This window comes from Nonomuraea sp. MTCD27 (assembly GCF_041950495.1).
In the GTDB taxonomy this organism is placed as follows: Bacteria; Actinomycetota; Actinomycetes; order Streptosporangiales; family Streptosporangiaceae; genus Nonomuraea.
Genome location: NZ_JBGNUW010000006.1, coordinates 126,689 through 146,139, shown reverse-complemented (window position 1 = coordinate 146,139; position 19,451 = coordinate 126,689). Strand labels below are relative to the sequence as shown.

The window sequence follows — 19,451 nt, the reverse complement described above, 5'->3', positions numbered from 1 at the left end:
GACCGCCCCCACGCGCGTCTGGCAGCGCGGCCACGTCCACCGCCCGCCTGCCGCCGGACGCCTCCGGTGGCCCGTCTCTAGTGGCGGGGGCAGGTCGAGGCGCGGATCTCAGTCGCCCGTCGCGTCGAACGACGCCATCTGCCTGGCCGGCGGCTCGGTGCACGGGCTGGCCGCCGCGGCGGGCGTGAGCGACGAGTTGCTGGCCCGCCGGGACAACCGGACCAGGTGGGATGAGCTGCAGCTCGTGTCGTGCTCGACGACGCCATGGAGGTCGTGGAGTGCACGGTCGAGGCGCTGGAGTCGCTGCGCTCGCCGTCCTGGCGGGCGACCCCGGCCTCCAGGGACAGGTTCCGCGCGCTGCTGCCTGGGGTAAGGGCTTTCCGGGTGCACGTGCGTACCGAGCAGAGCATGTTCAAGCTGAGCCAGGACATCGACCCCGAGCGGTACACCCGTGTCCGCGACTCCTTCGCCGCCGAGAATCCGCGGCTCGCCGACATGATGGATAGGTAATGACTTTTCCCACTTTCACGTCCAGCCAGAGCAACCCCCGGGCCCGTGGCAAGGAGCTGGGCACCCACCTGCGCGAGCAGGTGCTCGGCAACCTCTCCGGATACGCCGACCTGTTCGCGGTCGCCGGCGCCACGGACGCGCAGGTGCGCGCGTGGGGCGAGGTGGCGCTGGAGCGCAGCGCCGCCTGGGCGCCGCAGCTGGCGGACGAGATCACCGGCATCGCGGCCGGCGCCGGGCTGGAGCCCTGGCAGGTCGCCGTGGTGAACGCGCGCACGGAGATCCTGGCCGCCATCGACGCGGTCGGCCATGGCGAGTGCTCGACCTCCGTCGTCCTTCCGGCGGACGGCCCCGCGCGCACGGTGCAGACCTGGGACTGGCACGACCACCTGCGCGACGCGCCGGTGCTGTGGGAGCTCGAACCGCGTCCCGGGCACGTCGTGCGCACGTTCACCGAGGCCGGGACGCTGGCCAAGATCGGCGTCAACTCGGCCGGCCTGGGCGTGCACTTCAACATCCTGCGCCACGACTCCGACACCACCGACGTGGGCGTGCCGGTGCACCTGATCGCCCGCCGGATCCTGGACGAGGCCACCACCGTCGAGGAGGCCGCGGACATCGCCCGCTCGGCCACGGTCTCGGCCTCCACCGTCATCACGGCCGTGACCGGGTCCGCCGCGGCGTCCATCGAGATTTCACCGGCCGGGGTGGCCGTCATCCCGCCCGGCCCCGACGGGGTCCTGCTGCACTGCAACCACTTCCTGGACGAGGACCTTGCGGCGGGGGAGCGGCACGCCACCGAGCGGCCCGGCACCTACGATCGCCTGCGGCACCTGCGCGACAACGTCGAGGGGCTGAGCGTGGCGGACCAGAACGGCCGGGCGCTGGCCATGCTCAGCCACGCCCCCGACGACGCGCCCGTCTGCGCCCACCCCGACCTCACCCAGCCGCTCAACCAGCGGTGGGAGACCCTGGCCACCATCGGGCTCGACCTGCCCGCCGGGCGGCTGCGGGTGCACCAGGGCGGGCCCTGCCAGGTCACCGAGGCGACCTGGCAGACGTTCTGAGTGCCGCTACTTGAAGGCCGGGATCCCGGTCAGCGCCTTGCCGATGACCAGCGAGTGGATCTCCGAGGTGCCCTCGTAGGTCAGCACGGACTCGAGGTTCACCGCGTGCCTGATCACGGGATATTCGAGGGTGATGCCGCTCGCGCCGAGCAGCGTGCGGCACTTCCTGGCGATCTCCAGGGCCTCGCGCACGTTGTTCAGCTTGCCCAGGCTCACCTGCTCGGGGGTGAGCGTGCCGGCCTCCTTCAGCCGGCCCAGGTGCAGCGCCAGCAGCAGGCCCTTGCCCAGCTCCAGCGCCATGTCCGCGAGCTTCTCCTGGGTCAGCTGGTACGCCGCCAGCGGCTTGGCGAACACCTCGCGCTCGGCCGTGTAGGCGATGGCCGTCTCCAGGCAGTCCAGCGCCGCCCCCATCGCCCCGAACACGATCCCGAACCGGGCCTCGTTCAGGCAGCCGAGCGGCCCGGACAGGCCCCTGGCGCCGGGCAGCATCGCGCCGGCGGGCAGGCGTACGCCGTCGAGCACCAGCTCGCTCGTCACGCTCGCGCGCAGCGAGATCTTGTGCTTGATGTCGTTGACGGTGAAGCCCGGGGTGCCCGCCGGGACCAGGAAGCCCCTGACGCCCTCGTCGGTACGCGCCCACACCACCGCCACGTCCGACACCGAGCCGTTGGTGATCCACATCTTGGTGCCGTCGAGCACCCAGTCGCCGCCCTCGCGCTTGGCCGTGGTGCGCATGCCGCCCGGGTCGGAGCCGAAGTCCGGCTCGGTCAGGCCGAAGCAGCCGATGCGCTCGCCGGCCGCCATCGCGGGCAGCCACTCCTGCTTCTGCTCCTCGCTGCCGTACTTCCAGATCGCGTACATCGCCAGGGAGCCCTGCACCGACACCAGGCTGCGCAGGCCGGAGTCGGCGGCCTCCAGCTCCAGGCAGGCCAGCCCGTACGCGACCGCGCCCATGCCGGCGCAGCCGTAGCCGTCGAGGTGCATGCCGAGCACGCCGACCGAGCCGAGCGTGCGGGCCAGCTCGCGGGCGGGCAGCTCTCCGGTCTCGAACCAGCTCGCGACGTGCGGGCGGATCTCGCGGTCGCACACGCGCCGGACCGTGTTCCTGATCTCGCGTTCCTCCTCGGTCAGCAGCGTGTCCAGGGCGAACAGCGCGGTGGGTGCGATCATGGAGCAGCCTCTCTGTATTTTGGATCCAATATTGAAAATCCAATATTGCATAGTTAGAGTGCGTTGACCATGGACGTTCTGAGTCTCATCGCCGGTCGCTGGGTCGGGGGAGAGGGCGCGGAGTTCGCCGACACGAACCCCGCGCGCCCCTCCGAGGTGGTGGCGCGCGGCCGGTTCGCCTCCGTGCCCGAAGTGGAGCGGGCCGTCGCGGCGGCCCGTGCGGCCGCGCCCGGCTGGGCCGCGACCCCGCACCACGCCCGCGCCGCCGTCCTGGTCGCCAACCCGCTGCGCCTGAGCGCCACCCCGCCCGCCTACCACCGCCCGCCGCCGGCGCTCGGGCAGGACGAGGCGTGGGTTCGTGAGATATTGGGGCCGTGAGTCCGGAAGAGGCGCGACGCAGGCCCCCCACGGCTCAGCAGTTCGTGCTGGCCGAGCTGCGCCGTGCCATCACCACCGGCCGGCTGCGGCCCGGCGCCCCCATCCGGCAGGACGCGCTGGCCGAGGAGCTGCAGGTCAGCCGGGTTCCCCTGCGCGAGGCGCTCAAGATCCTCGAAGGCGAGGGGCTGGTCACGTACAAGGCGCACAAGGGCTACTGCGTCGCCACGCTCTCGCTCGACGACCTGCGCGAGGTCTACCGCATCAGGCAGCTGCTGGAGGAGGAGGCCGTGCGCCGGGCCGTCCCCAGGCTCGGCGACGACGACCTCGCGCGGCTGGAGGCGGCGCAGGACGAGGTGGAGCGGGCCGCCGCGGCGGGCGACGTGCCCGCGATGGCCACCGCCAACCGGGTGTTCCACATGACGTTGTTCGACTGCGCCGGGATGCCGCGCCTGGCCCGGCTGATCAGGACACTCTGGGACACGACCGACGCCTACCGGTCGATGTACTACGGCGACTCGGGCAACCGGGAGCGGGTGGTCAAGGAACACCGCGCCACCCTCGACGCCCTGCGCCGCCGGTCCGCCGACGAGGCCGTGGCCACGCTCGACGTGCACCGGGACCACGCGGTGGCCGAGCTGGAGCCGCTGCTCGACGTGCAGGGTCGCTGACGCGGGTCCAGGGCCGGCAGGTGCCCGGCGGGCAGGTGTTTGGCGGGCAGGTGTTTGGCGGGCAGGTGTTTGGCGGGCAGGTGTTTGGCGGGAAGGGTCGCTAGCGCAGGTCGAGGGCCGACAGGTGCTCGCCCCGGTGGCCGAGCAGGCCCAGCTCCTTGCCCGCGCGGCCGGCGCGCCAGGCCAGCGCCTGCAGGCCGTGGTCGGGGACGGCGATCTCCCGTTCCTCCAGCCGCACGACGCCCACCTCGGCCGACAGCCGCACGAGGCCGAAGGCCACCCACCTGGAGGGGCGGCGCAGCCACGGCACCGGGCTGGCGTTGAACAGGGAGCTCTCCCCGGGCCGCGCGTGCCCGTTGAGCGTGGCGGCCCCGGGGCGCGGGCGCAGCACGTCCTCGTCCTCCGGGCCGGCCGCGGTGGTGCTCCCGGTACGCAGGCTCCAGCGCCCGCCGGGCTTCGGCGAGAGCAGCCAGACGTCGAACCAGAACCGCCCGACGTCGTCGAGCCGCGCGAAGGCCGTGGCCGCCAGGCGCTCCCCGACGTACAGGGAGAGCGGGGTGAACCGGTGCCGGCCGCCGAGCGTCTCCGGCAGCTCCTTCGGCAGGCCGTGGATGATCAGCCGGTGGCTCTCGGTGGCGGGGGTGTAGCCGAGATATTCAGCGCGGTCCACGGGTCTCATCGTCGGTACCTTGCCTTCCGGAGGAGGCCGACTTCATCAGATCCTTCCAGATCGGTCCGGGGACGTCATGCCATCAGGGCCTGCGGACGCGTTCGGCCAGCCGCACGACCGCGCCGACGAGCTCGTGGCCGTCCAGCAGGGCAAGATCGTTGTGCCCGGCCCCGGCCACCTCCACGGTCGTGGCCCGCGCGGCCTCGGCGACCGTCCTGCTCAGGCGCGGGGGCACGATCGTGTCGCGGCTGCCGTAGACGACCACCACCGGCGCCCCCACCTCGCCGATGCGGTCCGCGACGGGGAAACGGTCGCGCAGCAGGACGCGTACGGGCAGGAAGGGGTAGTTGACCTGGCCCGCCGCGGCCAGGTCGGTGAAGGGCGAGCGCAGCACCAGCCCGTCGGGAGGCTGCTCCAGCGCGAGCCTGGTCGCGACCGCCGCGCCCAGGCTCTCGCCGAAGTAGACGACCCGCGGGCTGCGGATCGAGGCGCGGGCGGCCAGGGCGTCGAGGAGGAGACCCTCCTCCGTGGGGCTGCCCGGGTTGCCGCCGTAGCCGCGGTAGTCCATCAGCAGCACCGGCAGCCCGTGCGCCGCCAGCGCGCGGGCCAGCGGCGCGCGGTGCAGCCGGTTGCCCGCGTTGCCGCCCGTGACCAGCACGGTCACGTCGTGGTCGCCGGGCACGTACCAGGCGGCGAGCCGGAGCCCGTCGCGCGTCGTGAACGACACGTCGCGGGCGCCCGGGATCACCGCGGCGGCCGGCGGCACCGGCCTGCCGTCGGGGAGGTAGATGAGCCGCCGCTGGAACACCCACAGCAGCCCGAGCAGCAGGATCAGCACCGCGGCGACCACCAGGGCGGTGCGCGTCAGCGTCGTCACGCACACCAAGGTACGCACCTGCCGGACGTCCGGCGATCGCGCCTCGGGACGTCAGACGATCGTGCCCGCCTGGACGACGTGGCGCAGGTGCTTCTGATCGGCCAGCACGCCGGCGTCCTCCAGCGGATCCCCGTCCAGCACCAGCAGGTCGGCGTGCGCGCCCACGGCCAGCGTGCCGATCTCGCCCGCCAGCCCCACCAGCTCCGCCGCGCCCGTCGTGGCCGCCCGCAGCACGTCGATCGGCCGCTGGACCTCGGCCCGGAGCCGGAACTCCTGGCTCTGGTGCCGGTGCATGCCACCCAGCAGGTCGGTCCCGTACGCCAGCCGCACCCCGCCGCGCGCCGCCCGCTCCAGCGCGGCCAGGCCCGCCTCCAGCACCTCGTCCACCTTGCGCCAGCTCCGCTCGGGCAGGCCGAACTCCCGGCCCTCCTCCTTGAGCGCCCAGTACGTCACCAGCGTCGGCACCAGGAACGCGTCGTGCCGCAGGAACAGCTCGACGCTGGTGTCGTCGATCAGGTTGCCGTGCTCGATGGAGCGCACCCCGGCCTCCAGGGCCCGGTTGACGGCCCGCGCGGTGTAGGCGTGGGCGGCGACGTACCGGTTGGCGGCCGCGGCCTCGTCGACGATCGCGCGCAGCTCGTCCATCGAGTATTGGGTCGAGTCGATGCGGTCGGTCGGCGAGGCCACGCCGCCGGAGGCCATGACCTTGATGTGGTGCGCGCCCTTGCGCAGCTCGTCGCGGGCGGCGGCGCGGACCGCGTCCACGCCGTCGGCCACCCGCCCGACGCCCGCGCAGCACGGGTGGTCGTCGCGCAGGTGCTCGCCCCGGCCGCGGAAGTCGGCGTGGCCGCCGGTCTGGCTGAGCCCCTTGCCGCAGAACAGCAGGCGCGGGCCCCGGATGAGGCCCTCCGCCTGCGCGTCGGCCAGCCCGAAGTCGGCGCCGGAGGCGTCGCGGACCGTGGTGAAGCCGCGGTCCAGCATGCCGCCCATGATGCGGGCGCTGTGGGCGGCGACGTACGAGGGGGACATGGAGCCGAGCGTGCCGAGATTCGCGGTCGAGGCGGTGACGTGCACGTGCGCGTCGATCAGCCCGGGTACGACCCGGGCGCCCGCCAGGTCGATCACCCGCGTCCCGTCGGGCGCGCCGAGCCCGCGGCCGGTCTCGGCGATGCGGCCGTCGGCGCAGCGCAGGTCGCCTTCGGCGTACTCGCCGGTCGCGACGTCGAGCAGCAGGGCGTTACGCAGCAGCAGGCTCATGCGGCACCTCCGAGCAGGGCGGGAGTGACCTGCCCGGCGATCGACTGCGCGGCGGCCACGGACCTCTCGTCGTAGCTACCCTCGGCGTCGAGGATGTTCAGCACGCCGAGCACCTCGCCCTCCTCCCCGATCACGGGCACGTTGATGATCGAACCGCACCCGAGGCTCTCGATCAGCTCATGGTCGGCGAAGATCTCCCGTACGGCGGCCTTGTCCGGCCCGAAGTACGGCCGCCGCCCCTCGATGCAGGTGGCCAGCCAGTCCTGGGCGACCTCGACGGTCTTCTCGCCGCCCACCGGGTACGGCCCGGGATGGCTGCTGTGGACGCGGCGCAGCGCCCGCCGTTCCGGCACCCAGGCCAGCACGGTGAACAGCCGCACGCCCACCTCCCGGCGTACCGTCTCCTCCAGCTCGTTCAGGTCCTTCACCTGGTCGCCTCCTCAGTCGTGGGTTCCGTCAGCTCTTCCAGCGATCGCCCGGCCGTGGCCAGGCCGAACACGACCACGCACACCACCCCGGCCACCAGCACGGCCGTGGTGAGCCCGAACACGCCGCCGAAGCCCAGTTTCGCGGCCGACAATCCGATGATCGTCGGGGCCAGGATGCTGCCGACCCGCCCGAACGCGCTCGACAGGCCGGTGCCGGTGGCGCGGATCCAGGTGGGGAAGACCTCGGGGGTGTAGGAGTAGACGCCGGCGTACGTGCCGTTCAGGAAGAACGACAGCACCGCGCCGGCGAGCGTGATCGTGACGGGCGTGTCCATCTGCGAGAGCCAGAACGCGCTGACCGCCGAACCGGCGAGGTAGATCGCGATCGTGTTCTTGCGGTCCAGCCGCTCCGACAGCCAGGCCGCCGAGAAGTAGCCGGGGATCTGCGCCAGATAGATGATGATCGAGAACTCGAAGCTCTTGGTGACGGTGATGCCGCGCTGCACCAGCAGCGTGGGGATCCAGGAGAAGAACCCGTAGTACGAGAACGTGATCACGAACCACACCAGCCAGATCACCGCGGTGCGCCGGGCCATCACCGGGCTCCACAGGAACCGCAGCGCGCTGAGCAGGTTCACCTTCGGCGTCTCGGTGGCCGGGGCGGTGGCGGTCTCGGGCACCGGCGGCAGCGGCTCGCCCGTGGCCCGCTCGACCCGGCGCTCCAGGTCGGCGACCACCGCCTCGGCCTCCGCCGTACGGCCCTGCTGCAGCAGGAAGCGCGGCGACTCGGGCAGCGAGCGGCGCCACCACAGCAGCATCACGATCGGCAGCGCGGTGATCAGCTGGGCGATCCGCCAGCCGTCGTCCATCGTCGGCACCACGAACCGCCCGATCAGCGCGGCCATCACGAACCCGAACGAGAAGAACCCGGCCAGCGCGCCGATGAACCACCCGCGCCGCTTGGCGGGCACGAACTCCGACAGGAACGGCGCGATGATCGCACTCTCCGCCCCGGCCCCCGCTCCGGCCAGCACGCGGGCCCCGAGGAACACCTCATAGTTCGGGGCGAACGCGGCCACCACGGAGAAGACGGCGTAGAAGGCGAGCGCGTACATCATCACCTTCTTGCGGCCGATGCGGTCGCCGAGCAGGCCCGCCACGGTCGCGCCGAACAGGAACCCGAACGGCGTCGCCGACCCGATGAAGCCGAGCTGGCCGTTGGACAGGCCCCAGACCTCCTGCGCGCTCGGCAGCAGGAACGCGACGACGGCCGAGTCCATGCCGTCGAAGGTGTAGCCCAGCCCGCCGATCAGGAGCAGGACATAGTGCGGACGGCTCAGCGGGAGCCGGTCCAGACGGGCCAACAAGGTCATTGGACACACCTTTCCCCAGGTCATGGCCCTGCAGGTCAATTGCGAAGCAACATATAGTGCGGATCGTCAAAATTGCAATGGTCTTTGCAGGTTTGCCTTGTTACAAGCGCGTAGCATGTTCCCGGCCGGTGGACGGCCGGGTGGGAGAGGGAGCCTGTGACAGAGCACGTCACCACGGACAGCTTCGAGGACTGGCTGCGCGAGCGGATGCCGGTGCGCGGGCTGCGCGGCAAGGCGGCCGCCGTGCTCGAGCTCCTGCTCTCGCAGCCGCGCCGGGCCTCGTTCGGGTCGGCGGGCGAGCTGGCCCAGCTCGCCGGGGTCAACGTGGCGACGGTCACCCGTACGGCGCAGGCGCTCGGTTTCGCCGGCTGGCCGGCGCTGCAACAGGAGTTGCGCGCCCGCTACCTGTCCTCGCTCAGCGCCGGCCAGGTCGCCGCCGAGCACCGTGGCACCGGCTCGCCCAGCTCCCGCTCCCTGCGCCGCGACCTCGACAGCCTGGCGCTGCTCAACCGGCGCCTGGACGAGGCGGTGCTGCTCACGATCGCGGAGGCCATCGCAAGCGCGCGCCGCACGGTGATCGTCGCCGACGGCAGCTACGCGGCCGTCGGGCTGGCGCTCGCGCACAACGCCCGGCTGGCGGGCTACCCGGTGACGGCGGTGACGGCCGGGGACGCGGAGCTGGCGAACACGATCGCCGCGATCCAGGCCGGGGACGTGCTGATCGCGATCAGCTTCTGGCGGCTGTACGAGAGCACGGTCCTGGCGGCCAACGAGGCCCGGTCACGCGGCGTGCGGGTGTTCGCCCTGACGGACGCGGCCAGCCCCGCCCTGGCCAGCGCGGCGGAGCAGGTCGTGATGGTGCCGGCGGAGGGGGAGGCGTTCTTCCCCTCGCTGACGGCCGGGATGGCGGTGGCGCAGGCACTGGTCACGCAGCTCGCCGCGGTGGACCCGGCGCGTACGGGGGCCTCGATCGAGGCGGCCGAGGCCATGTGGACCAAGTTCGGCCTGCTGCACCGCCGCCCCACCTCGGGCGAGCCCGGCTGAGCCGGTTACAACCAGCTGGCCCGGACGCTCGTGGCGGACTCGGCACCGGCCGGGGTCTCCGGGGCGGCGGTGCGTACGGTGTCGAGCAGGCGGCCGACGGCCTCCACGATCTCCGGCGCCCGCTCGCGCAGACCGCTCACATCAGCCGGGCTCACCTCGTCACGCCCCACCCCGGCCTGGTCGAGCACCCCTTCGAGATCGCCCAGCCGCTCCGCCAGCCACTTCAGCGGCTCCTCCGACAACCGCGAGTCGAACACCCGCCGCCCCGGCTCCCACCCCTTCACCCCGGGGTGGTGATGGGTCCGGTCGAAGCTCCCGGGCGTCCCCGAGACCGACTCCAGCAGGTCCACCCGCCAGATCGGCCGGTCGACGGTGATGGGGCGGGCCGAGTAGATCGAGCCCTTGAGCTCGCCCGGCTCCAGCCGGCGCAGCTCCAGCCGCACCCCGCGCTCCGCCCCCTCCTGGCCCGGGGTGGGGTTGGGGTCGACGAAGTAGATGTCGCTCACGGCCACGCCGATCCGGTCGAATCCGAAGAGGTAGAGCACGGGAAACCACGTCCTTCGCAGGTGTCGGGCACGCCTCACCCAACGTAACACCGAGCCCCACGGGACGATCAACACGTGACGCCGCCCTCACCGCACGATCAGGGCCTGCTCGCCACGGGCCACCAGCTCACCGATCACCACCGCCCCGGGAATCTCCCCCGCCACCAGCAGCCCGCCCGAGGTCTGGGCGTCCGCCAGCAGCAGCAGCTCCTCCTCCGGCATCCCGCCGGCGGAAAGGTGCGGCGCCACCCAGGCCAGGTTGCGCCGGGTGCCGCCGCTCACGTACCCGTCCCGCACGGCCTCCCGGGCCCCCTCCAGGTACGGCACCGCGCCCGCCGACACGACGGCCGTGACCCCGCTCGCCCTGGCCAGCTTGAACAGGTGCCCCAGCAGCCCGAACCCGGTCACGTCGGTGGCGCAGCGAGCCCCCGCGGCGCGGGCGTGGCGGGAGGCGTCGCGGTTGAGTGCCGTCATGGACGCGACCGCCTCGGGGAAGACGTCGCCGGTGGCCTTGTGCCGGGAGTTCAGCACGCCGACGCCCAGCGGCTTGCTCAGGCACAGCGGCAGCCCGGGACGGCCGGCGTCGAGGCGCAGCAGGCTCGCCGGGTCGGCCAGGCCCGTGACGGCCAGGCCGTACTTGGGCTCGGCGTCGTCGATGCTGTGACCGCCCGCGACGGCGCACCCCGCCTGCCCGGCCACGTCCACCCCGCCGCGCAGCACCTCCCGGGCCGCCTCCATGGGGAGCAGGTCGCGGGGCCAGCCGAGCAGGTTCAGGGCCACCAGGGGCTCGCCGCCGACGGCGTAGACGTCGGAGAGCGCGTTGGCGGCGGCGATCCGCCCGAAGTCGTACGGGTCGTCGACGACCGGGGCGAAGAAGTCGACCGTCGAGACGAGCGCGCGGTCGCCGTCGAGCCGGACGACGGCCGCGTCGTCACCGTGCTCGAGCCCGATCAGCATCTCCCCGGTCCCCGTCGGGCCGGTGAACCCGGCCACGCCCGCGTCGGGGAACCCGGCGCCGCCCGCGTCGGGGAACCCGGCGCCGCCCAGCACGGGGAACCCGGCCAGTACCGCCTCCAACTCCCCGGGCGGGATCTTGCAGCTGCATCCGCCACCACGGGCGTACTGCGTGAGCCTGAGATCCGTCATATCGTGAGTATCGTCTTCCTTTGGAGGCGCGTGTGTTCTGGTGGGCACCCCGGTCTTCAAAACCGGTGGGCGGCGCGCGGCGTCGCCGGCGGGTTCGATCCCCGTGCGCCTCCGCGCCCCGAGGCTCGCCATGACCCCGCAGCCGGGCCGGACCGGCCGGGCCGGTGACCCGCGCCGCCACATCCCCCGCACCGACACCGTCCTGGCGGATCCGCGGGTGGTGCGGGCGGCCGGGGGCGCGGGCCGTACCGTCGTGAAGGCCGCGGTCCTCTCGGCACAGCAGCAGGCCAGGGAGGGGCGGATCGCGCCCGAGGACGTCGTGACGGCCACCGTGTCCGCCCTCGCGGCCGGACCCCGCCGGGTGATCAACGCCACCGGCGTCCTGGTGCACACCAACCTGGGGCGCGCCCCGCTCTCATCCGCCGCCATGGCGGCCGTGGAGGCGGCCGCGGGGGGCACGGACGTGGAGTTCGACCTGGTGACGGGCGAGCGGGCCGGGCGCGGGCGGACCGCGATGGCGGCGCTGGGGGCGGCCGTGCCGGACGCGGAGGACGTACACGTCGTCAACAACAACGCCGCCGCGCTGGTGCTGGCGGCGACCGCGCTGGCGGCCGGGCGCGAGATCGTCATCAGCCGCGGCGAGATGGTGGAGATCGGTGCCGGCTTCCGGCTCCCGGAGCTGCTGGAGTCCACCGGGGCGCGGCTGCGCGAGGTCGGCACCACGAACCGCACCACCGCCCGCGACTACGCCGACGCCGTCGGGGACGCGACCGGGTTCGTGCTGAAGGTCCATCCGTCCAACTTCCGCGTCGAGGGCTTCACCGCCTCCGCCTCGATCGCCGACCTGAGCGCGCTGCCGGTGCCCGTCGTGGTGGACATCGGCTCCGGCCTCCTCGAACCCGAGCCGCTGCTCCCCGAGGAGCCCGATGCCCGTACGGCGCTGCGCGACGGCGCGGCCCTGGTGACCGCGAGCGGCGACAAGCTGCTCGGGGGGCCGCAGGCGGGCCTCATCCTGGGCCGAGCCGACCTCGTACGGCGGCTGCGCCGGCATCCGCTGGCCCGCGCACTGCGCGTCGACAAGCTGACCCTCGCCGCCCTGGAGGCCACCCTCCGCACCGACCCACCGATACGCCTCGCCCTCCACACCGCCCCCGCCGACCTCCAGCACCGCGCCCAAGCCCTCCTCACCCGCCTCACCACCACTCACCCCACCCCCTGCGCCTCCCCTGCCGAGCTCCCGAACGGCACCCCACCCGTCGCCCCCGCCGACTCCCTCGGTCCCGCCGACTCCATCCGCCCGGCCGATTCCGTCGGGCCCGCCGACTCCCTCGGGCCCGCCGATCCCTCACCGCCCACTCGTCCCGCCGAGGGTGCCGCGCCTGCCGAGGGTGCCCGGCGCGCCGACGGTGCCCCGCCCAGCGATGGCATCGGGCTCGCCGACGCTGGGGGGCCTGCCGATGCTGGCCAGCGTTTCGACGACGCCTCGCCCCCCGACGACGCCCCTTTCGCGCGGTCCTTCCGGTCTTCGGACGGTGGGGGGCTGGAGGTCGAGGTGGTGAGCAGTGTGTGCGTGGTGGGTGGGGGTGGTGCGCCGGGTTGCGAGCTGCCCAGCGTGGCGCTGGCGCTGCCCGAGCGGCTCGCCCTTCCGCTCCGGCTGGGCGATCCGGCGGTGGTCGGGCGGGTCGTGGGCGGGCGGCTGCTGCTCGACCTGCGGTCCGTGCCGCCCCACCTGGACGAGGAGCTGGCGCGGGCGGTGCTGGCATGTACGTGATCGCCACGGCCGGGCACGTCGACCACGGGAAGTCCACGCTGGTCCGCGCCCTGACGGGCATCGAGCCCGACCGGTGGGCCGAGGAACGCCGCCGCGGCATGACCATCGACCTCGGCTTCGCCTGGACCACGCTGCCCTCCGGCCGCAGGCTCGCCTTCGTGGACGTGCCCGGGCACGAGCGGTTCGTCACCAACATGCTGGCGGGGCTCGGGCCGGTGCCGGCGGTGATGTTCGTGCTGGCGGCGGACCAGGGGTGGCAGGCGCAGTCGCAGGAGCACTGGGAGGCGATCGAGGCCCTCGGGGTGGAGCGGGGGCTGCTGGTGGTGACCCGGTGCGACCTGATGGATCCGGCACTGGCGCTGGAGGAGGCCAGGGAACGGGTCTCCTGGCCGGCGGTCACGGTGAGCGGCACGACGGGTGAAGGGCTCGACGAGCTCCGGCGCGGGCTCGACCGGCTGGTGTCCTCGCTGCCCTCGCCCGACCCGCGTGCCCCGGTGAGGCTGTGGATCGACCGGGCCTTCACCATCAGGGGCGCGGGGACCGTGGTCACCGGCACGCTCGCCGCCGGGACCCTGCGTGCCGGGGACGCGCTCGTCCTGGACGGGGAGCGGGTGCGGGTGAAGGCGTTGCAGGTCGCGGGGGAGCCGGTGGAGGAGGTCAGGGCCGCGGCTCGGGTGGCGGTCAACCTGCGGGGGGTCGAGCTGGAGCGGGTGGCCCGGGGGAAGACGTTGCTCACGCCTGGGGCTTGGGTGGAGACGGGTGTGGTGGACGTACGGCTGGATGGGGTGGACGCCGACCTGCCGCGGGAGGCCGTTCTCCACATCGGGTCGGCCTCGGTCCCGGCTCGAATACGCCCCTTCGCCTCCGGCCCGGATGGGGCCGATTCGGCTGCGGGGGTGGCCAGGCTCGGGCTGGCCCGGGCGCTTCCGCTGCGCGTCGGTGACCGGGCGCTGCTGCGCTGCTCCGGCCGGCCGATCGCCGGCGTGCTGGTGCTGGACGTACGGCCACCGGTGCTCCGTCGCCGGGGCGCGGCGGCGAGGCGGGCGGTGCAGCTGGCGCCGTTCGCCGGGCCGGGCGGGGCGATGGCAGGGACGGCGAACCGCATGGCCGGTGGCGGGCCGGTGGGTGCGGTCTCCGGTGGCCGGCCGGAAGGGCGGGCGGTAGGCGGCGGGATGGTGGGGCGGTTGCCCGACGCGGGGACGGTGCTGGGGTGGCGGGGGATGGTACGGCGGTCGGAGCTGGTCGCCATGGGGCTCGACCCTCGTCCGCTCGATGTGCCCGGTGCCGGGGACTGGATGGTCGACGGTGGGCGGTGGAAGGAGCTGGGCGAGCGGCTCGGCGCGATGGTGGCGGAGCAGCCGGGCATTCCGGTGGACGCGGCGCGGACCGCACTCGGGTTACCGGTGCGGGAGCTGGTCGAGGCGCTGGTCAGGGCATGTCCGCCGTTGCGCGTGGCCGATGGGCGGATCGACGGCCGCGGGGTGCCGGAGGAGGTCGCCGGCGCGGTCGAGCGGTTGCGTGCCGAGCTGGCCGGAGCGCCGTACCTGGCGCCGGAGGCGGCGCGGCTGCCCGAGCTCGGGCTCAGCCGGCAGGTGGTCGCGCTGGCCGCACGGGCCGGGCTGGTGCTGCGGCTCGCCGACGGCGTCGTGCTGCTGCCCGGGGCGGACAGGGCGGCGGTACGGATCCTGGCGGGACTGCCGCAGCCGTTCACGGCCGGCGACGCGCGGGCGGCGCTCGGCACCAACCGGCGCGTCGTGATCCCGCTGCTGGAGCACCTGGACCGGCTCCGCCTCACCCGCCGCCTCGACGACCGCCACCGCGTCGTCACCGGATCCGGACAGGGGGAGGAAGGCTTGCGCTCGGGGTCGGAGGAGGAGGGGGCGTCATGACAGAGGGGGCGTCATGACAGAGGGTGCGTCATGGAGGAGGGGGCGTCATGACAGAGGGGCGGGCACGTCAGCGGCGGGATCGGCGTCATCGGGCAGCGAGGTGCGGGAGGCGAGCGATATGACGGGCGAGCTGGGGCGGTCCGGCGATGGCGTCGGGGTGGGGATCGTCCTGCCCAGGCCGCAGGGGGATCCGGGGGAGTGGCTCACCGACGCCGTGGCGTTCGAGGCTGCCGGGGCCGACGCCCTGTGGGTGGAGCATGGCTCGGCGCCCGCGCTCGACCCGCTCACGCTGACGGCCGCGCTGGCTGCCGTCACGTACCGATCGCTGCTGGTCGTGGCGGTGGCGCAGCGGGCGGGGGAGGAGTCCGGCGAGGCGTGGTCCCACGCGCTGGCCACCGTGGAGCGGCTGAGCCGGGGGCGGCTCGTGCTGATCAGAGACTTCGAAGAGCGCACCGGCGACTCCGAAGAGCTCGTCGGCGACCCCGACGCCGGGGACGGGGCCGGGCAGGAGGCGAGGGCGGGGCGGGCGGGATCGGTGCGGACGGTTGTGCGGCTGGCGGACGGGGGCTATCGGGAAGGCGGCACCGGCGGGCGGTGGGCGGCTGCGGGGGTGCCGGGCGGGCGGGGTCCGTGGCGGGAGGTGTTGCGGGAGGCGGCCGAGCGGGGCGATCGCGGTGTGCTCGTGCCCGCCGACCCCAGGTTGCTGGACCTGTTACGGAATCCCGAGGACCCGGGTGGGCGGCATGATCTCCAGCTTGCCCAGGGATGATCTCGACTATCGACGCCCTCGGGGCTAGACGCGCACAACGACGGACCATACGGTGAAATAACGGTACCCACGGCTGCAGCTGAGGGGAGTCCGGTATGGAGGTCAGCCGGCGGCGGTTCCTGAGCATCGGCCCGGTGGGCGTGCTCGGTGGCTCGGCCCTGGGGTTCGACCTGACCGAGTCGATCCGGGTCCAGCAGCGCCTGCGCATCGAAGGCGCCACGCTGTCCCACTCGTTGTGCCCGTACTGCGCGGTCGGATGCTCGCTCGTCGCCTACACCAAGAAGGCCGCGAACGGCAGAACCGAGCTGCTGCAGATCGAGGGCGATCCGGACAGCCCGGTCAACGAGGGCACGCTGTGCCCCAAGGGCGCGACGTCGCTGCAACTGGCCGTATCGCGCAGGCGGGTGCCGCACCCGCTCTACCGCGCCCCAGGAGCGGCCGAGTGGAAGCAGGTCTCCTGGGAGTTCGCGCTCGACCGCCTGGCCAGGAACATCAAGGCGTCGCGCGACGCCACGTTCGTCACCCAGGACGCCGACGGCAACGTCGTCAACCGCTGCGAGGGCATCGCCTTCGCGGGAGGGGCGGCGTTCAGCTCGGAAGAGGGATATCTCGCCACGAAGCTGATGAGGGGGTTGGGCCTGGTTCACCTCGAACAACAGGCCCGTGTTTGACACGGTCCCACGGTGGTCAGTTTGGCTGCCACGTTCGGCCGAGGGGCCATGACCAACCACTGGCGTGACATCAGGCATGCCGATCTCATCCTGGTCAACGGGGCCAACCCGGCGGAGGCCCATCCGGTGGGTTTCAGATGGCTCATGCGCGCCAAGCTCGACCGGGGCGCGAAGATCATCCACGCGGATCCGCGGTTCACGCGGACCTCGGCGGTGGCGGACACGTACATCAGGATCCGTACGGGCACGGACGTCGCCTACTTCGGCGGCCTCATCAACTACGTCCTGGCCAATCGCCTGCACCACGACGAGTACGTACGGTGGGCCACCAACGCCGGCTTCGTGGTCAAGGAGGGGTACGCCTTCAAGGACGGCATGTTCAACGGCTACGACCAGGAGCAGGGCGTCTACAACACCAAGCTCTGGGCGTACGAGACCGACGCGAACGGCCACGCCAAGATCGACCTCGACCACCCGCGCTCGGTCCTCAACCTGCTCCGCGCCCACTACCAGCGCTACGACCCCGACACGGTGGCCCGCATCACCGGCATCCCGCGCGAGCAGTTCCTCCAGGTGGCCAGGCTGGTCGGCGAGATGGGACGGCCGGACAAGGTCATGACCATCGTGTACGCCGTCGGCCTCACCCACCACACCACCGGCGTGCAGCTCATCCGCTCGGGCGCCATCCTGCAACTGCTGCTCGGCAACATGGGCCGCCCCGGCGGCGGCATGAACGCCGAACGCGGCCACGCCAACATCCAGGGCAACACCGACCACGCCATCTCGTGGGACATCCTGCCCGGTTACCTGCGCATCCCCGCCCCGGGCCAGAAGGACATCAAGGCGTACCTGGACGAGAGCGCCAGCATCAAGCACCACCCCAGAGCGGTGAACTTCTTCGGCGAGAACTACCTCCGTTACCTGGTCAGCCTGCTCAAGGCCTGGTACGGCGACGCCGCCACGAAGGACAACGAGTTCGCCTTCGACTACCTGCCCAAACCGGCCGCCAACGCCTCCTGGATCTCGATCTTCGACCAGGCGCTGAGAGGCAAGATGCAGGGGGTGATGCTCTCCGGGATGACCGCGACCAGCATCGGCCCCGACTCCAACCAGGTGCTCCAGGCGCTGTCGAACCTCAAGTGGCTGTGCGTCATGGACCCCTTCGCGACCACCAGCTCGGAGTTCTGGCAGGCACCCGGCATGGATCCGTCGCAGATCCAGACCGAGGTGTTCATGCTGCCCGCCACCCACTGGATCGAGAAGGACGGCTCGTTCACCAACAGCGGCCGCTGGGTGCAGTGGAAGGAGCAGGTGCTGCCGCCGGAGGGCGAGGCCCGGCACGACCACTGGATCCTCGCCGAGCTCTTCCAGCGGGTACGCGACCTCTACCAGTCCCAGGGCGGCAAGTTCCCCGACCCGGTGCTGAGGATGACGCTGCCGTACCTGAACCCGAGGAAGCCCGAGCTGGACGAGATCGCGCAGGAGATCAACGGCCGGGACCTGAAGAACGGCCGCCGGCTGATGACCTTCGTCGACCTCAAGGACGACGGCACCACCAGCGCCGGGGACTGGATCTACACCGGCCACTACCCGGAGGAGGGCAACCTGGCCAAGCGGCGCGACGGCGTCCAGGACCCCGGCAGGAACGACCCCAGCGGCATGGGCCTCTACCCGAGCTGGGCGTGGAGCTGGCCCGCCAACCGCCGCATCCTCTACAACCGCGCCTCCGCCGACGAGAACGGCCGCCCCTGGGACCCCGAACGCCCCGGCATCGCCTGGGTCAACGGCAAGTGGGAGGGCGACGTGCCCGACTACCCGCCGACGACCGGGCCGGGACCGGACGCGCCGCTGCCGTTCATCATGACGGGCGAGGGCGTGGGCCGCCTGTTCAGCAACGCCGTGGCCGACGGGCCGTTCCCCGAGCACTACGAGCCCATCGAGTCGCCGATCCAGAACCCGCTGCACCCGCAGGTGTCGGCGACCCCGGTGGCCTACCGGTACGACGAGCGCGCCGGCCGCCCGAACCGCTTCGGCACCGTCGCCGACTACCCGTACGTCGCCACCTCCTACCGGCTCACCGAGCACGAGCACTACGTCACCCAGAACGTCGAGCACCTCGTCCAGCTGCAGCCGGAGGCGTTCGTCGAGGTGCCCGCCGGGCTGGCCAGGGAGAAGGGCATCGAGACGGGCGACCGGGTGCGCGTGTCCTCCAGGCGCGGCAAGCTCGAGGTACGGGCCGTGGTGACCAAGCGGCTCGGCCCGCTGGAGATCGACGGCAGGCAGGTGTACCAGATCGGCATCCCGATCCACTGGGGGTTCGTCGGGATCAACACCGGGCAGCACTGGCTGGCCAACGCCCTGACCCCGTTCGTGGGTGACGCCAGCGCGCGGACGCCGGAGTACAAGGCGTTCCTGGTCGACATCGAGAAGCTCTGATGTACGGGAGGGAGCGCGTACGGGCCGGGGAGCTGCGCGACCGGTACCCGCACGCGGCCGGGGTGCTGGGGCTCTACCTGGCGCTGGTGGAGGTGTGGGAGTCGGTCGGCGACGACGTTCCGGCCGACGGGGCGCTGGAGTGGGCCGAGGCGAACGTGCTGCCGCGCGTCCTGGCGGCGACCGCCGCCGCCGGCCCCCGCCCGCTGGCCGACGCGATCACCGCGGCCGGGGCGGCGGCGACCGGCACCGGGCTCCTCGACGCCTGGGCCGCGGACGAGGACCTCACCCCGGTCGAGCGTTACCTGGCCCGCGCCACCATGCACGTCGTCCCGCCCAAGGCCTGGACGGCCCGGGCCGGCGCCAGATCGGGCGGGCGGTGCGCCGCGTGCGGCGGGGCGGCGCAGCTCAGCTACCGGACGGCGAGCGACGACCCGCTGGTGAGCGGCCGTCGCATGCTCGCCTGCGCCAAGTGCCCGCACGAGTGGAACTTCTCCGCCACCACCTGCCCGAACTGCGGCGAGACCGGCAAGCGCACCGTGCACGCCGAGACCCACGCGGCAACGGAAGCGCCGCACGTGGGCCGCGCCGCCCCCGACGACCGGTCGGTCTTCCCGCACCTGCGGGCCGAGTCCTGCCAGACCTGCCGAAGCTACCTGATCGACGTCGACCTGGGCCGCGACCCCCGGGCGGTGCCGCGGGTGGACGAGCTGGCCGCGGTGCCCATCGACCTGCACCTCACCGGCCAGGGCTACACCAAGATCACGCCCAACCTCATGGGGTTCTGA

At 73.0% G+C, this 19,451-nt stretch carries 19 protein-coding genes and 1 tRNA gene; 12 read left to right on the top strand and 8 right to left on the bottom strand.

Annotated elements, in window-relative coordinates:
• Positions 1–249: 249 nt before the first annotated feature.
• Positions 250–510 (top strand): hypothetical protein, encoded by a 261-nt coding sequence (locus ACBJ59_RS19625; protein ID WP_375111647.1) that lies wholly within the window; start codon positions 250–252, stop codon positions 508–510.
• Complete coding sequence (locus ACBJ59_RS19620; protein ID WP_375111646.1) at positions 510–1,574, top strand: C45 family autoproteolytic acyltransferase/hydolase; 1,065 nt, start codon at positions 510–512, stop codon at positions 1,572–1,574. Before ACBJ59_RS19625 ends, ACBJ59_RS19620 begins: the two co-directional genes overlap by 1 nt.
• A gap of 6 nt (positions 1,575–1,580) precedes the next feature.
• Here ACBJ59_RS19620 and ACBJ59_RS19615 read toward each other — a convergent pair whose 3' ends face one another.
• Positions 1,581–2,744 carry an acyl-CoA dehydrogenase family protein gene (locus ACBJ59_RS19615; RefSeq protein ID WP_375111645.1) on the bottom strand — a complete coding sequence of 388 codons (1,164 nt, stop codon included), beginning with the start codon at positions 2,742–2,744 and terminating at the stop codon, positions 1,581–1,583.
• A 69-nt stretch (positions 2,745–2,813) separates the two neighbouring features.
• Between ACBJ59_RS19615 and ACBJ59_RS19610 the strand changes: the two genes are divergently transcribed.
• Together ACBJ59_RS19610 and ACBJ59_RS19605 are read left to right on the top strand one after the other, a co-directional pair.
• On the top strand, positions 2,814–3,122 hold the full coding sequence (locus tag ACBJ59_RS19610) for an aldehyde dehydrogenase family protein (RefSeq protein ID WP_375111644.1): 309 nt from the start codon (positions 2,814–2,816) through the stop codon (positions 3,120–3,122).
• Positions 3,119–3,790 carry a GntR family transcriptional regulator gene (locus ACBJ59_RS19605; RefSeq protein ID WP_375111643.1) on the top strand — a complete coding sequence of 224 codons (672 nt, stop codon included), beginning with the start codon at positions 3,119–3,121 and terminating at the stop codon, positions 3,788–3,790. Before ACBJ59_RS19610 ends, ACBJ59_RS19605 begins: the two co-directional genes overlap by 4 nt.
• A gap of 100 nt (positions 3,791–3,890) precedes the next feature.
• On the opposite strand, the gene ACBJ59_RS19600 is transcribed toward ACBJ59_RS19605, so the two are convergent.
• The 5 genes from ACBJ59_RS19600 to ACBJ59_RS19580 form a co-directional block, all read right to left on the bottom strand.
• On the bottom strand, positions 3,891–4,469 hold the full coding sequence (locus ACBJ59_RS19600) for a hypothetical protein (protein ID WP_375111642.1): 579 nt from the start codon (positions 4,467–4,469) through the stop codon (positions 3,891–3,893).
• Between the two features lie 73 nt (positions 4,470–4,542).
• Positions 4,543–5,337 carry an alpha/beta hydrolase gene (locus tag ACBJ59_RS19595; RefSeq protein WP_375111641.1) on the bottom strand — a complete coding sequence of 265 codons (795 nt, stop codon included), beginning with the start codon at positions 5,335–5,337 and terminating at the stop codon, positions 4,543–4,545.
• A 51-nt stretch (positions 5,338–5,388) separates the two neighbouring features.
• Positions 5,389–6,594: an amidohydrolase family protein gene (locus ACBJ59_RS19590; protein WP_375111640.1), complete on the bottom strand. Its 1,206-nt coding sequence runs from the start codon at positions 6,592–6,594 to the stop codon at positions 5,389–5,391.
• Positions 6,591–7,022, bottom strand: a complete 432-nt coding sequence (locus tag ACBJ59_RS19585) for a GAF domain-containing protein (RefSeq protein ID WP_375111639.1) — start codon at positions 7,020–7,022, stop codon at positions 6,591–6,593. Before ACBJ59_RS19585 ends, ACBJ59_RS19590 begins: the two co-directional genes overlap by 4 nt.
• Positions 7,019–8,395 (bottom strand): MFS transporter, encoded by a 1,377-nt coding sequence (locus ACBJ59_RS19580; RefSeq protein WP_375111638.1) that lies wholly within the window; start codon positions 8,393–8,395, stop codon positions 7,019–7,021. The genes ACBJ59_RS19585 and ACBJ59_RS19580 overlap by 4 nt, the downstream gene beginning before the upstream one ends.
• 156 nt (positions 8,396–8,551) lie before the next feature.
• Here ACBJ59_RS19580 and ACBJ59_RS19575 point away from each other — a divergent pair, with 156 nt between their 5' ends.
• The gene (locus ACBJ59_RS19575) at positions 8,552–9,439 is read left to right on the top strand and encodes a MurR/RpiR family transcriptional regulator (RefSeq protein ID WP_375111637.1); all 888 of its coding nucleotides are present in this window, start codon (positions 8,552–8,554) and stop codon (positions 9,437–9,439) included.
• Positions 9,440–9,444: 5 nt separating this feature from the next.
• Here the strand turns inward: ACBJ59_RS19575 and ACBJ59_RS19570 are convergent, their stop codons facing one another.
• On the bottom strand, positions 9,445–9,984 hold the full coding sequence (locus tag ACBJ59_RS19570) for a hypothetical protein (protein WP_375111636.1): 540 nt from the start codon (positions 9,982–9,984) through the stop codon (positions 9,445–9,447).
• Positions 9,985–10,071: 87 nt separating this feature from the next.
• Positions 10,072–11,130: a selenide, water dikinase SelD gene (gene selD, locus ACBJ59_RS19565; RefSeq protein WP_375111635.1), complete on the bottom strand. Its 1,059-nt coding sequence runs from the start codon at positions 11,128–11,130 to the stop codon at positions 10,072–10,074.
• Positions 11,131–11,152: 22 nt separating this feature from the next.
• Here selD and ACBJ59_RS19560 point away from each other — a divergent pair.
• From ACBJ59_RS19560 to fdhE, 7 genes are all read left to right on the top strand, one after another.
• Positions 11,153–11,245, top strand: a tRNA-Sec gene (locus ACBJ59_RS19560).
• 15 nt (positions 11,246–11,260) lie between these two features.
• Positions 11,261–12,901, top strand: coding sequence for an L-seryl-tRNA(Sec) selenium transferase (gene selA, locus ACBJ59_RS19555; protein WP_375111634.1), 1,641 nt, complete (start codon positions 11,261–11,263; stop codon positions 12,899–12,901).
• Positions 12,892–14,790 (top strand): selenocysteine-specific translation elongation factor, encoded by a 1,899-nt coding sequence (gene selB, locus ACBJ59_RS19550; RefSeq protein WP_375111633.1) that lies wholly within the window; start codon positions 12,892–12,894, stop codon positions 14,788–14,790. The genes selA and selB overlap by 10 nt, the downstream gene beginning before the upstream one ends.
• Before the next feature lie 118 nt (positions 14,791–14,908).
• The gene (locus ACBJ59_RS19545) at positions 14,909–15,559 is read left to right on the top strand and encodes a hypothetical protein (RefSeq protein WP_375111632.1); all 651 of its coding nucleotides are present in this window, start codon (positions 14,909–14,911) and stop codon (positions 15,557–15,559) included.
• A 95-nt stretch (positions 15,560–15,654) separates the two neighbouring features.
• Entirely contained in the window at positions 15,655–16,230 is a 576-nt protein-coding gene (locus tag ACBJ59_RS19540) for a hypothetical protein (RefSeq protein WP_375111631.1), read from the top strand.
• A 12-nt stretch (positions 16,231–16,242) separates the two neighbouring features.
• Complete coding sequence (gene fdnG / locus ACBJ59_RS19535) at positions 16,243–18,666, top strand: formate dehydrogenase-N subunit alpha (protein WP_375111630.1); 2,424 nt, start codon at positions 16,243–16,245, stop codon at positions 18,664–18,666.
• Positions 18,666–19,451: a formate dehydrogenase accessory protein FdhE gene (fdhE, locus tag ACBJ59_RS19530; RefSeq protein WP_375111629.1), complete on the top strand. Its 786-nt coding sequence runs from the start codon at positions 18,666–18,668 to the stop codon at positions 19,449–19,451. Before fdnG ends, fdhE begins: the two co-directional genes overlap by 1 nt.

Excerpts from the sequence above, each read along its gene's own strand:
- ACBJ59_RS19600 (WP_375111642.1), bottom strand. The coding sequence starts at position 4,469 with ATGAGACCCGTGGACCGCGCTGAATATCTCGGCTACACCCCCGCCACC.
- ACBJ59_RS19580 (WP_375111638.1), bottom strand. The coding sequence starts at position 8,395 with ATGACCTTGTTGGCCCGTCTGGACCGGCTCCCGCTGAGCCGTCCGCAC.
- ACBJ59_RS19590 (WP_375111640.1), bottom strand. The coding sequence starts at position 6,594 with ATGAGCCTGCTGCTGCGTAACGCCCTGCTGCTCGACGTCGCGACCGGC.
- ACBJ59_RS19615 (WP_375111645.1), bottom strand. The coding sequence starts at position 2,744 with ATGATCGCACCCACCGCGCTGTTCGCCCTGGACACGCTGCTGACCGAG.
- fdhE (WP_375111629.1), top strand. The coding sequence starts at position 18,666 with ATGTACGGGAGGGAGCGCGTACGGGCCGGGGAGCTGCGCGACCGGTAC.
- selB (WP_375111633.1), top strand. The coding sequence starts at position 12,892 with ATGTACGTGATCGCCACGGCCGGGCACGTCGACCACGGGAAGTCCACG.
- selD (WP_375111635.1), bottom strand. The coding sequence starts at position 11,130 with ATGACGGATCTCAGGCTCACGCAGTACGCCCGTGGTGGCGGATGCAGC.
- ACBJ59_RS19540 (WP_375111631.1), top strand. The coding sequence starts at position 15,655 with ATGGAGGTCAGCCGGCGGCGGTTCCTGAGCATCGGCCCGGTGGGCGTG.
- ACBJ59_RS19610 (WP_375111644.1), top strand. The coding sequence starts at position 2,814 with ATGGACGTTCTGAGTCTCATCGCCGGTCGCTGGGTCGGGGGAGAGGGC.
- ACBJ59_RS19620 (WP_375111646.1), top strand. The coding sequence starts at position 510 with ATGACTTTTCCCACTTTCACGTCCAGCCAGAGCAACCCCCGGGCCCGT.
- ACBJ59_RS19545 (WP_375111632.1), top strand. The coding sequence starts at position 14,909 with ATGACGGGCGAGCTGGGGCGGTCCGGCGATGGCGTCGGGGTGGGGATC.
- selA (WP_375111634.1), top strand. The coding sequence starts at position 11,261 with ATGACCCCGCAGCCGGGCCGGACCGGCCGGGCCGGTGACCCGCGCCGC.